Raw genomic sequence first — 12,530 nt, forward strand, 5'->3', positions numbered from 1 at the left:
CGGAAGGGGGACGACTCCAGCAGGAGAAGCGTCGAGGAGGCTTACCGCACGCCCTGCGGAAAGCGTTCCCCCTGAAGCGGAAATCAACAGCCACCTTTAACAGTGCAAAAATATTAAACCCGGTCAATGATCAGCTGAATGATCAATATTGCTGTGACGATTCTCAGAAGCGGCTTCACCCGGGATGGTTTCATACGTTTTGCCAGACGCACCCCCGCCTGTGCGCCAAGAAATGAACCCGCAAGCAGCGCGATGGTTAGCGGCCAGATAATATGGCCCGCCGCAATATAAGTAACTGCTGCACCGAAACAGCTTGAAAAAGTAGCGAGACGCACAAGCCCGACTGCTTTTACATAAGAGACCTTCAGCCAGCTGAAGAGGTAAAGCATAAGTGTCCCCTGACCCGGCCCGAACAAACCATCATAGATCCCAATACCGTAAAGTCCTGCTGCACCGAATCCACTTTTCTTTAAAGTCTGATCATGTTCAAACGTACTTTTATTAAAAAACGATGTAGTTAACGCAAAAACTAACAGGATAACAGCAATCATCGTCAGGTTTTCAGCCTGCAGTGCAGACGCAATCACCCCGCCTGTGATCCCTCCTGTCAGACTGAAAGGAATGATCCATAATGACTCTTTCAAGCTGATATTTTTATGACGCAAAAGGTAGAAAAAAGCTGAAAATGAGCTGACAGTGTTAGATACTTTATTCGCCCCAATCGCGCTGTGCACCGGTAAACCCAGAAGTAACATGACGGGCAGACTGATCAGCCCGCCTCCTCCTGCAAGGGTACCGAGTGTCGTGGCGATCACTCCTGTGAGAAATATGCAAAGCAGGTCCATATCGATCACTCCTCTTACCTTTTATTGTATGAGGAGGTATGGGATAAGTAAAATTGATAAATGTGATGGTTTGTGATTGGTTTTGGTTATGATTTGAGGGGCACAGCGGGGACGGAGGTTACTGTGCTGTTTTGATAATCATTCTAAATTTGGCCCGCCCCTCCTGTGCCGCACAATAAAGTAGGGAAACCACTCTCGTGGCTTCCCCCTTATCAAACCGTACGTGCCCTATTAAGGCATACGGCTTACCCATATGTTACAATGTTTGATCAAGAGGATGCGTTCCAGGCATTCTGCATCTTTTGGAGTCGGTGAGGAGTGAAATACTCTTCACCTTTTTCTTTTGCACGCCTGTAGGCGCCTTGTTGTTTTCGGACGGTGCGTCCTTTCATCTCTTCGAGATACTCTTCTAATGTGTACCCAAAAGCTTTATTCAGGTATAACCAGTAGCTAGGGATCAGCTTAATGCCTATAAAGAAGCGATTATTCCATTTGTATCGCATTTTCATCTCTTTCCTTTGGTTTGGATGCTTATGTATAAATGCCACACGCAGTCTTTTCCTGATGTAACCATCTATGTTAAGAAGCATTTTCCTCATCCATCGTGTGATACAACGGCTTTTCTGACCTAGCTCATGGTTTGCTTTTATCGCTTTAATAATCATCACATAATAGTTTACTTTCCCTCGAATGATTGGGTTAACCCGTTTAATCCATTCTTCTTTACTAAGCGTTAATGTCTTTTGGGTTTTCGCCTTGATTTTCAGACGAAAATCTTTTATAGATTCTTCTTTAGGCGTCACATGAAAGACAGGCTTTTGATCTTTCTTTCCCGGTCTCCAGTGATGGAAAGTAAACCCCAAGAAGTCAAAGTCATCATGTTTAAAATCCACCATTCTCGTTTTCTCATTTGAGATTTCCAACCTTAACTCTTTTAACTTTGATTTCGTTAAGGCTGATGCTTCGTCAATGGCTTCTTTTGATTTGGCAAACAATAAGAAGTCATCAGCGTATCTGACAAACCGAATGTTGTGTAAATCCCATTCCCAGTCCAATTCATTCAGGTAAACATTTGCGAGTAGTGGTGAAATGACACCACCTTGCGGTGTCCCGTAGTCAGAATGTATAAGTTTCCCTTCTTCCATGAAACCTGCTTTCAACCACTGTTCAATCATCCCTAATACGGTTCTATCTGATACGTATTTCTTTAATACGTTCATCAGCTTTTGATGAGGGATATTATCAAAGAACCCTTTAATATCGCAATCATAAATATGATTGTATCCCTGTTCAATGTTCCATAAAATGATTTGAAGTGCTCTTTGGACACCTCGGTTTGGTCGATATCCTACTGACCAGTTATGAAACAAAGTATCTTCGAACTCGGGCTGAAGCACATTCACTACACTCTGTTGAACAATTCGATCTTCAATTGTAGGAATGCCCAACGGGCGTTTCTTACCATCCTTCTTCGGAATATACACCCTTTTTACTGGACTAGGCTGATAGGTTTTGCTTCTTAGTTTATCTAACAATGACATAATGTTCTTTTCTAAGTTAGCGTCATAGCTTTCAATCGTTTCACCGTCAATTCCACCAGCACCTTTGTTGGCTTTCACCTGATCAAAGCTCTGAGTTAATTTACGGTCAAATAGAAGTTGTCCATAAACACTGTGTAGTTTAAATTTCCACTCTTGATTCATTGCGTATTCCACGCCCTTTCTCGATGTACATTCAAACGGTTTTACCGCAGTAACGTGCTTGTTGACATTACATCTCGTCCATGACTTGGAGCCATAGGTCGTTCCCCTTCCGTTCACCTCACGTTATGGTCATGAAGCTACTTCCGTACTATGAGAACGTCTGAATTCTCCCTCGTTCTTTGTCATTTCGGATTGCCCTTATAGACTAGAACCCTGCCTGTTTGGTAAAGAGAGAACCTCACGGGGTCATCACATTTCCCTTCTAGACATACCCTGCACCATCACGAAATAAGTCACATTCCCTCGATCTGACTTCTAAAGAAAATGCCTGTTAGTGGGTTTCCTCACTTTTCGAAGAGTCACCAACTTATCCCGCCGCCGTGCTTCACACTTATTGCATTAGGGTCTATCTATTCGCCTACGGGTCTCTCGATTTTCCGCATCTCCTTCAGACAACCTTTCACAAGAATTGCCCTAGATTAAGCTTCCCGAGCTAGGTCAGTCTCCTCGGGGATGGACTTCCACCATCTGGGATTCATTTCTCTTTTCTTCAACCAGTCGTTTCATCGAAATGACGTCTCTATCTGAAAAGAGAAAAGAAGAGTGCCAGCTAAGCTAGCACTCCTTGCGACTGCCCATCGCACAAAAAACCGCCCTCTCCAGAGCGGTTTTTCAATCATTCCATTATGCAGTTTGTGCATCTTTTTCAAGCACATCATCATCTTCCTGTTTTGTCATTGTCAGACCGGTAATTCCATAGAAGATCGAAACGATCGGTGTGACGAATGCAAGGAAACAGAACGGCAGGTAAGCGACGGTTGCAACACCGAGTGCGCCTGCTGTGTATAGTCCGCTTCCCGTCCAAGGAAGGAGTGCGGCACTTTGTGTACCGGTATCTTCAAGCACACGTGACAGGTTTTCAGGCTTCAGGTTCAGCCTGTCAAATATCGGCTTCATCAGCGTTCCACCCATCACAGTAGAGAAGTAGACTGATCCACCGATTGCCAGGGTGAAGTAGCTGACAATACTTGTCACTGCAACCAGTACGCCAGTATGCTGAATTTTTTCAGCAAACGAAGCGATCATCGCTTCAAGTACACCTGCTTCAGCAAGCATACCGCCAAGTCCAAGGGCAAATAAGAATAGCGCAACAAGTGCAAGCATACTGACAAGTCCACCGCGGATCAGCAGGCTGTCTACGATTTCGATACCAGATTCAACTGTGTAACCGTTATAAAATGTAGCGATTGTTTCACTGAAACTAAATCCCTGTGCAAAAATCGCCACGACACCGCCAGTGGCAGCTCCGATAAAGATTGCAGGAATTGCCGGCTTTTTCATCATCAGCAGTGCAATTAGTACAACAACAGGAATTAACGGCACAAGACCGAGACTGAAGTTTTCACTCAGATAAGTAGTCATCTGTGCAACAGATTCAGCATTGACTGAACCATTATATTGAAGGCCAATCACTGTGAAAATAATTGCGGTAATAATATACGCCGGAACAGTTGTCCAGAGCATATGTCTGATATGCGAGAAAAGGTCTCCACCGGTTACAGCCGGTGCGAGGTTTGTTGTATCTGACAGTGGCGACATCTTATCTCCAAAGTAAGCCCCACTGACAATGGCACCTGCTGTGATCCCTGCAGGAATACCAAGCGCTGCACCAACACCCATCATCGCAATTCCGGCAGTACCGATCGTTCCCCATGACGTACCGGTTGCCACTGCAACAAGTGAACAGAATAACAGCGTCGTGACCAGGAAATACTGTGGCGAAATCGCTTCTACACCGTAGTAAATCAGTGTGGGTACAGTTCCTGACGCGATCCATGCACCAATTAAAATTCCGACGGTTAAAAGAATCAGTACAGGCTGAAGCGCCTTCCCCATCGATTCAAACATGGATTTCTCAATCTGCTTATAAGTAAAGCCGAGCTTTAACATAAACGGCATCACCACAAGCATACTGATAAACATCAGAATTTGAATAGGTGCATCGAATACTAAAATACCGACTGATACAACAGCGACCGCTGCTGCAAGCATCAGCATTGCATACGTAAATGACGGTTTTTGAATATCGTTTTTAATATCGGGTTCCAACCAACCACTCCTTTTTCATCTACTATTATTTTAAAATAGTGATTATTTTTTCTCGTGAGTAATAAAATTATAGCCCAACCTGAATTATCAGTAAATTTTGATATTCTATTATTTTTTCATGATCATGATGCTTATGCTTGCTGAGCGTACGTTCATTCCCATTATTCATAGAAATACGCTGAAATACTTTGTATTTGTATATAAGTTCGCAATATTGGCAGAAAAAATCGGGCTGTCCTTGTGAGGCAGCCCGATTTTTATAGATCCTCATTTATTTTTAAGCTGTTTCTGATCTCCTGCGTTACCTTTTTTTCGATTGCTCCTTCAAGATAAAGCGGATGCCACTCTCCAATCGCACGGTCAGCCTGATCCAGTGAAGCAAGTGCCTGTGAGTTTTCGCCGCGTACAATCGCCAGGTAAGCATCGCGCATATAGCCTGACACTTCATTTTTATCGCTGATCAGCTGAAGCTTTTCTTCAATATTATCCGTTTCACATAATTTTCCTGCAAAATAAAGCCCTGTCGCTGCTGCTGTATCAATCATATCCTGCAGCACAACTGCTTTATTCGTTCTATTTTTAAACACTCTGCCATCGGTCAGCTCAAGAAAACGCGCCGGGTCAGACCCATAATAATAAGGACCGATCGTAACTAGTAAAAAGGCAGCGAGCGGCCTGTCTGGATAACGTCTTATAATATGCTCTGTCCTTTCAACCGTCTCTCTCTTCCAATGACCAGCACCCGTCGGATCCTCCTGCAGTAATTTGTGGCTGACAAGAATCACCTCTGCACCAGGCTCTCTTTCTTTTAACATAGAAATTATTTTACCATCAGTCATTACACCGGCTGGCGTTTCAATGCTCGCAAGGTTTGTCAGGCCAAGAAACAGGCTGACCATTGCAAACGTTAAAATAATGCCGGACGGCCAAATAAAATAACCAATGATAAGCGCTACACCACCAGTGATAATATTCGAAACAGGCCCTGCATAGATCATACGCAGCAGCTTTTTCCGCATTGCTTCGTCAGACACCTGCTCAGGAAAACGCATCACCGCACGGCCAATATAACCGAGAGACGGCAGCTTAAAGAAAAACCGGCTTTTTCCGTTTACTTTCGCATACACAAGCGGACCATAGGATAAATTCATCACTTCCATGCCACCAAGCTTTCCCCCGATCGCATGCCCTGTCTCATGAATCATCACAGTGACAATAAAACTGATTACAGCCATAAGCAAAATAAATAATACACCCGTCAATGTAATCGTCACTTCTTCACGCAAAACAAAAGATGAAATCATCGCACCCATCAAAAGACCAAAAAGTGCCTGTATTCCCTTCGTCCTGAACCTCGACTTGGGCTGCACCGTTTTCTTTTCAGTAACCTGCGTCATAGCGTCCCTCCTTATCCCGGAAAACATCTGTTAAGTTATGTACGTGTTTAGTAGAGAAAAGGATTCATTAAATAGATAAGGCGGCACAGCGGGGACGGAGTTATGTGTGCCATTTTTAGAATGATTACAAAAATGAATCACACAACTCCGTCCCCAGCGAGCCACCTAATTTATCCCATCAACCAATAAAACCAAACCCACTCTCCTCACTCAAATCCAAAACAAATGCCTTCAGCAATTCCTTCGTTGCATTCAAATCCCCTATATCAATCACTTCAACCGGTGAATGTGCATAACGTGACGGAATAGACAGCACGCCTGTCGGGATACCGTGATTCGCTAAGCTCATCGCTCCTCCGTCTGTTCCAATGCCGGGGAATACTTCAAGCTGGTAAGAGATCTTTTTGTCATTTGCTAAATGAATCAGCTTTTCTTTTACAGCAGGGTGAGAAATCAGACTGAAATCAAGCACTTTGATGCCTGTGCCGGCGCCAAGTGCAAGCGTTGCATCCATCGTCTCTTCTGGTGTATCACTGACCGCTGTTGTATCAAGCGCGATCGCAACGTCTGCCTCCACCTGTCTGGCGGCGACCTGTGCGCCGCGCAGGCCAACCTCCTCCTGAACCGTGAAAACAGCCGTCACTGTCCCGGCAAAATCTTCTCTCTGCAGCTCCTGCAGCGTCTGAATCAGCACCGCACATCCAGCACGATCATCAAAACCTTTCCCAACAAAACGCCCTGTCGTCTCATCACCAAGAAACTCCATATCCGGCTTCCAGGTCACAGGCGTTCCCACTTCAACACCAAGCTCAATCGCATGTGCTTTATTTTTTACACCAATATCTATGTATAATTGTCGATGATTACGCACCTTTCCTGCATCATCAAACTTTGCGTAATGTGCAGAAATACTGCCGATTACACCAGTCAGGAGCCCCGTCCGTGTACGCAGCTGAACCTTCTGCGTCAACAGCAGCCGGTCATCATTTCCTCCAAGCTTCTCGAAGCGCAACAGGCCATTCTCTTCAATTTTTTTAATGATAAAACCTACCTCGTCCATATGAGCTGTCATGACCATTACCGGTCCGGGCTTCGTCCCCTTTTTCGTTGCAATCACATTGCCAAGCGCATCAACCTTTACAGTATCTGTTAAAGGCTTTACCGTATCTCTCACCCATTTACTGACCGGCTGCTCATGGCCGCATGGTCCGTGCAGGGCAGTTAATTGTTCTAAGAGCTTCTGCATGCTGATTCCTCCTTTAAATGTATTAAAGAGTATTATATCCTTTTATTTAGTAAAGCGAAATATCGACCCTCAATCTAGCCACCAATCTTCAAAAATGAGAAACTGGTACAAAATCCATCCAGAAAAGGTGAACCAGATGACAACTGAAAAAGAAAAAATGCTCGCTGGCGAAATGTATGATCCAGCTGATCCAATTTTAATGAAAGAGCGAGAAGAAGCGAGAAAAAAGGTCAGATTGTTTAACCAGACGACTGAATCTGAAGGGGAGCAGCGTGTTAAGATGCTGAAGGATTTACTTGGTTCAAGCGGCAGTCACGTATATATGGAACCGAATATCCGCTTTGACTATGGTTACAATACGCACGTTGGCGAGAATTTTTTCGCTAACTTTGATTGTACGATTTTAGATGTATGTGAGGTGCGTTTTGGTGACAACTGTATGCTTGCACCGGGCGTTCAGATCTATACAGCAACCCACCCGCTTGATCCTGTTGAGCGCAATTCGGGAAGAGAGTACGCAAAGCCGATTACTTTTGGGAATAACGTTTGGATAGGCGGTAATGCTGTGATTAACCCCGGAATCAGGGTTGGAGATAACGCAGTGATTGCTTCCGGCGCTGTCGTAACAAAAGATGTACCGGCCAATGTTGTGGTAGGCGGGAACCCGGCGAGAGTAATTAAGGACATTGAACCTGAATCCATATGACATTCCTGGATATAGAAAAAAATAATCGGCAAAGGACTGACAATATTGAATCAAATCGATGAAATCATTCAATCTATCAACGACTTTCGTGAAGAAAGAAACTGGGGAAAAGCACATAATCCAAAAGATTTAGCGATTTCTCTATCAATTGAAGCCTCAGAACTGCTCGAGGATTTTCAGTGGAAAAGCAGTGAACAGGCGATTGAACAGAATATTGAGAATATTAAGGATGAAATTGCTGATGTCATGATCTATGCACTCACACTCAGCAGCGTACTGGAGCTGGATGTTGAGGAGATTATAAGAGAAAAAATTAAGAAGAATGGACTCAAGTATCCGGTTAAAAAATAACTTTTAAATAGACAGGAGTGACCCCACATGCCTTTATTTGAAATCAATCTTTCCTCTGCAGCGCTTGGCATTGAGACGTCTCTAAATGTTGTATTGCCTATCAGCGCAGACCAGAAAGTGCTATCGGAAGAACATACATACTCATACGGCAGCCGGAAGTTTCCGGTGATGTATCTGCTGCATGGTGCTTCAGATGATTACTCCGGCTGGATGCGCCGGACTTCAATTGAGCGGTATGCAAACGAAAAAGGAATTGCCGTTGTGATGCCGAGCGCAGACCTCAGCGCGTATACAGATATGAAGCACGGCCATGCTTACTGGACGTATATCAGTGAAGAGCTGCCGGCTTTTATCGAAGCGACATTTCCTGTGTCGGCGAAAAGAGAAGATACATATGCTGCAGGGCTGTCAATGGGCGGATATGGTGCCTTTAAGCTCGCACTCCGGAAGCCTGAAAAATTTGCGGCAGCAGCTTCCCTCTCAGGTGCCCTGGATATGGCGGACCGTGTGCAAAAAGACAGAAAGTACGACAATGCCTTCGGTGATCACGCAGACCTTACCGGGACTGAAAATGACTTGTTACACCTGGTGAAAACGGCATCCGGAGATCTGCCAAGGCTTTTTCAGGCGTGTGGCACAGAGGATTTTCTATATGAAGATAATATTCGTTTTAAGAAGCTTGCAGAAGAACACGGCCTGGACCTGACTTATGAAGAAGAGCCCGGAGATCATAACTGGGCTTATTGGGATATGAAGATCAAGCGCGTGCTTGAGTGGCTGTGAATAAGCAGGAAAACCGCCGCCTGAGAGGGCAGCGGTTTTATTGTCATGAATAATTATAGTAGCGGTATAGCTCGACCATTTCATTCGCAGCTTTCTCATGATAGGCTGCGAGCTCAAGCTCAATCCTTTTCATACGCGCTGAGTCTGTTGTGATAAGAGGCTTGTGCTGTTTTCTGGATTCAATATATTGCAAGCGATAGGCCGTTGGCGGGTGGGTATCATCAGCCCTTGCCTTTTCAAGCTCTGAGATCTTCTGGATCCTGAGCTTTTCTTTTGCCGGCATAAGATTGAATTGTTCTTTGAGTTCAGTCAGAAAATGAGTATTGTCATTTGCAATCACCGTTTTTCTGAGGCTGTAAAGATAGGTTTCACTGTACTCAAGCTTTTTAAGCGTGCCAATCAATGCTTCCCTTCCTGCAACTGATGCTGCCAGCTGATCAGCATAATATTCAGCACGCTGCATGTTTTGATATAGCAGATATAAGAGTGTTAAAAAGAGTACTTTTGGAAAGAAAGCCAGTACACGCTGTATCTGCTGACTGAGCCAGTTCAACGGCCCCAGCCCCACAGGGTTAATCTCATCCATATAATCCAGCAGTCCCATATCATATACGGTTTTACGCTCCGGGATTAATACATGAACCCATGTATAGGCAGTAAAAAGCGCTGATCCGATATAGCCGTGCCGGTTCAGGTCTCCATTGACCAGATGCCCGATCTCATGACTGAGCATAGCCGTCCGCTCTTCGTGATCAAGCACTGTCCATAATGAGGATCCGATTTTTAAAATAGCCCGCTTTTTCCATCCGTAATAACCAATTGACGCATTATAATCACCGTTAATGACCACCCCATCAATCTTTGGACTGCCAAGCGCAATTCTAACCTCATCAATCAGATCAAATAACTCCGGCAGCTCGTCTGCTGTATGCACAATTTCATCCTTTTCAAGCTTTTGCACTCTTGGGCGCGCCAGCCATGAAATCGCAAGCAGCACCACACCTGCAAAAATAGCAGCTATATTCTGATTTAATGCGATCAGACAGTAAACTGCAACACCGAATAGCAGCAGACTCGTCATATGGATCAAAGTTGCCATGATAAACGCTATGATCGTTTTAATAGTGATGCCAGGCTTTTCTGTCTGGTGTGAGCGCACTGCTTCAAACAGCTGCTTCCCCTGTTTCCGCCCAAGCCAGTCAAAAACCCTTGCCATCCAGTGCTTTGGCGGTTTTTCATACTTTCTCTCATGAACCTGGTCAAGACAGTATTCACACCACTTCACATAGCCGGGCACAACCTCAATCTCTTCACCACATGACGAACATACCTCTATTTTTACTGCAGCCTCCATCCGTTCCCCTCCGATGTGCTTTTTTATAGTGTAATATATTGACAGATTAAAATGAATGGTTTTCTGATTTTTTTGACAAAATACCGATAGAGTGAATGATTTCATAATTAAGTGACAGTGAGGAGATGCATGTGTCATAATAAAAGTGTTTAAATATGCAACACGTTAGGAGTCGAAATTGTGAAAGCAATGTTAATCGCCCCATATAATGGAATGGCAGAAATCAGTAAACAACTGACACTGCCGTCTGATGTCATGTTGGATATAAAAGTAGCAAATCTGGAAGATGGAGAAAAATATGCGCGTCAGGCTGAAGACGAAGGATATGACATCCTGATCAGCCGCGGTGGAACAGCTTCTGCAATTGAAAAGGCTGTTTCCCTCCCTGTTATTCATATAGATATTACCGGGTACGATATGTTACGGGTATTCACACTCATTAAAAATATTGATAAAAAAGTAGCTTTAGTAGGCTTTTCACCTATTACGCATGGTGCAGCGACATTGTGCAATATTCTGGAGTATGACGTAGAGGTTAAGACAGTACATGCGAGCGGAGACGTTAAGCCGATGCTTGAAGCACTAAAAGCAAATGGATTTCAAATCGTCATAGGAGATGTTATTACTGTTCAGGTAGCTGAATCACTCGGGCTGCAGGGCGTATTGATTACATCAGGTAAAGAAGCATTGTTACAGGCAGTTGAAGAAGGCCGAAGAGCTTTTTTACTCTCGAAGAAAGTGAAGCATAATTTCAGCTTGCTTCACGAAATGTTTGAGTACTTCCCTTACCCTCTCGCACTCTTAAATGAGCGGGCTGAGATTGTTGAACATAATGATGTGTTTATATCTGCTGATTTCAAGGAAAAGATGACATACGCTGCGTTACAACAGGACATTACAGATCTCCTTGAAAGCGGAAAAAGTTACTGGTCAGCTTATTCAACTGAAGAAGCATACTATGCGGTCCATTTGTTCCGTGTGAACAGCCATACTGCAGGCTTGATGTTTTATCCCTCTGCACCTGGTGCGATGTCTGATTCTATATCGGTTCAATATGCAGTCAAGCCCCTCCCTCTAATTGGGGACAGTGATTTTACACAGGGGTTAAAAAGACAAATTACAAAACTGTCACAGCACCGATCTCCTGTATATATCACCGGGGCAGCCGGGACAGGCAGATCCGCACTGGCTGTATTGCTTCACGTTGAACAATTCGGAAGTCATGTACCGCTGATTTCAATCAATGGAGCTGATTTCACTAACGACGATGCTGCATTCCTGGCGCATACCCTTCGCCCGCTTCAGTCAGCCACCATATTAGTGCATCAGTCTGCACTTATGCATGACAAGCTGCAGGAACAACTAAACAACATCATACAATCTCAGTCAGCTTCCTATCAGATCATCTATATTCTAGATCACTATACGACTGACGCAGTGGCAGTTGGAGAGTACATTCATCTGCTACCTCTATCTTTAAGAAAAGACGATATTCCTGCTTTTGCAAATTACTTTTTAACAGCTTTTCATGCTGATAGCGGGAGCGAGACACTGGGCATTAAAAAAGACGCAATGACATCACTTCAGCAATATGAGTGGCCTGGAAATTTAATTGAACTGAAACAGACGATCCATGAGTTAAGCAGAATATCTGCAGGTTATTTTATTGAGAAAGAACAGGTTGAGCATCTCCTTCAGACGAAGAAGAAGATGCAGGTTTCATTACAAATGGATACAAGTATCACGCTGAAAGAAATGGAAAGACGCATGATTTTGCAGGTCCTGCAGGAAGAAGACGGCAACCAGTCCAAGGCTGCTAAGAGACTTGGCATCAACCGGTCTACATTATGGCGTAAATTAAGTGACTAAAAGAGACCTTTAACGGGTCTCTTTTATGTTTCATTTTGCAACACATTTAAAATATAATAATTAAATTTAATATTTATGTTGCAAGAAGAAACTTTCGAGTATAATATAAATTATTGAAAGCGCTTTACATTTAAAATTTCATCAATTATTCACAAAGGGGATGGCAA

General features: G+C 43.9%; 10 protein-coding genes. 4 read left to right on the forward strand and 6 right to left on the reverse strand.

Annotated features, from left to right (window positions below; translation table 11 throughout):
• Positions 1-113 precede the first annotated feature (113 nt).
• The 5 genes from KP77_RS16525 to KP77_RS16550 all read right to left on the reverse strand — a co-directional run bounded on the left by KP77_RS16525 (position 114) and on the right by KP77_RS16550 (position 7,300).
• Positions 114-845 (reverse strand): sulfite exporter TauE/SafE family protein, encoded by a 732-nt coding sequence (locus KP77_RS16525; RefSeq protein ID WP_041123862.1) that lies wholly within the window; start codon positions 843-845, stop codon positions 114-116.
• Between the two features lie 269 nt (positions 846-1,114).
• Entirely contained in the window at positions 1,115-2,548 is a 1,434-nt protein-coding gene (gene ltrA / locus KP77_RS16530) for a group II intron reverse transcriptase/maturase (protein WP_041123863.1), read from the reverse strand.
• Between the two features lie 684 nt (positions 2,549-3,232).
• Complete coding sequence (nhaC, locus tag KP77_RS16535; RefSeq protein ID WP_235420745.1) at positions 3,233-4,657, reverse strand: Na+/H+ antiporter NhaC; 1,425 nt, start codon at positions 4,655-4,657, stop codon at positions 3,233-3,235.
• Positions 4,658-4,914: 257 nt separating this feature from the next.
• A complete protein-coding gene (locus KP77_RS16545) occupies positions 4,915-6,054 on the reverse strand; it encodes a M50 family metallopeptidase (RefSeq protein ID WP_041123865.1) in 1,140 nt (379 codons plus the stop codon).
• Positions 6,055-6,232: 178 nt separating this feature from the next.
• Positions 6,233-7,300: a M42 family metallopeptidase gene (locus KP77_RS16550; RefSeq protein WP_041123866.1), complete on the reverse strand. Its 1,068-nt coding sequence runs from the start codon at positions 7,298-7,300 to the stop codon at positions 6,233-6,235.
• Between the two features lie 136 nt (positions 7,301-7,436).
• Here KP77_RS16550 and KP77_RS16555 point away from each other — a divergent pair, with 136 nt between their 5' ends.
• Genes KP77_RS16555 through KP77_RS16565 form a run of 3 tightly spaced genes read left to right on the forward strand, consistent with a single transcriptional unit; the run spans position 7,437 to position 9,140 of the window.
• Complete coding sequence (locus tag KP77_RS16555) at positions 7,437-8,006, forward strand: sugar O-acetyltransferase (RefSeq protein ID WP_041123867.1); 570 nt, start codon at positions 7,437-7,439, stop codon at positions 8,004-8,006.
• 45 nt (positions 8,007-8,051) lie between these two features.
• A complete protein-coding gene (locus KP77_RS16560) occupies positions 8,052-8,357 on the forward strand; it encodes a nucleotide pyrophosphohydrolase (protein ID WP_041123868.1) in 306 nt (101 codons plus the stop codon).
• Between the two features lie 27 nt (positions 8,358-8,384).
• Positions 8,385-9,140 carry an alpha/beta hydrolase gene (locus KP77_RS16565; RefSeq protein ID WP_041123869.1) on the forward strand — a complete coding sequence of 252 codons (756 nt, stop codon included), beginning with the start codon at positions 8,385-8,387 and terminating at the stop codon, positions 9,138-9,140.
• Positions 9,141-9,183: 43 nt separating this feature from the next.
• On the opposite strand, the gene KP77_RS16570 is transcribed toward KP77_RS16565, so the two are convergent.
• A complete protein-coding gene (locus KP77_RS16570) occupies positions 9,184-10,494 on the reverse strand; it encodes a M48 family metallopeptidase (RefSeq protein WP_041123870.1) in 1,311 nt (436 codons plus the stop codon).
• Between the two features lie 189 nt (positions 10,495-10,683).
• Here KP77_RS16570 and KP77_RS16575 point away from each other — a divergent pair, with 189 nt between their 5' ends.
• Positions 10,684-12,363 carry a sigma-54-dependent transcriptional regulator gene (locus tag KP77_RS16575; RefSeq protein ID WP_235420749.1) on the forward strand — a complete coding sequence of 560 codons (1,680 nt, stop codon included), beginning with the start codon at positions 10,684-10,686 and terminating at the stop codon, positions 12,361-12,363.
• The last annotated feature ends 167 nt before the right edge of the window (positions 12,364-12,530 follow it).

The sequence above is a fragment of the Jeotgalibacillus alimentarius genome, assembly GCF_000829445.1.
Lineage (GTDB): Bacteria > Bacillota > Bacilli > Bacillales > Jeotgalibacillaceae > Jeotgalibacillus > Jeotgalibacillus alimentarius.

Excerpts from the sequence above, each read along its gene's own strand:
- KP77_RS16525 (WP_041123862.1), bottom strand. The coding sequence starts at position 845 with ATGGACCTGCTTTGCATATTTCTCACAGGAGTGATCGCCACGACACTC.
- ltrA (WP_041123863.1), bottom strand. The coding sequence starts at position 2,548 with ATGAATCAAGAGTGGAAATTTAAACTACACAGTGTTTATGGACAACTT.
- KP77_RS16545 (WP_041123865.1), bottom strand. The coding sequence starts at position 6,054 with ATGACGCAGGTTACTGAAAAGAAAACGGTGCAGCCCAAGTCGAGGTTC.
- KP77_RS16550 (WP_041123866.1), bottom strand. The coding sequence starts at position 7,300 with ATGCAGAAGCTCTTAGAACAATTAACTGCCCTGCACGGACCATGCGGC.
- KP77_RS16555 (WP_041123867.1), top strand. The coding sequence starts at position 7,437 with ATGACAACTGAAAAAGAAAAAATGCTCGCTGGCGAAATGTATGATCCA.
- KP77_RS16565 (WP_041123869.1), top strand. The coding sequence starts at position 8,385 with ATGCCTTTATTTGAAATCAATCTTTCCTCTGCAGCGCTTGGCATTGAG.
- KP77_RS16570 (WP_041123870.1), bottom strand. The coding sequence starts at position 10,494 with ATGGAGGCTGCAGTAAAAATAGAGGTATGTTCGTCATGTGGTGAAGAG.
- KP77_RS16575 (WP_235420749.1), top strand. The coding sequence starts at position 10,684 with ATGTTAATCGCCCCATATAATGGAATGGCAGAAATCAGTAAACAACTG.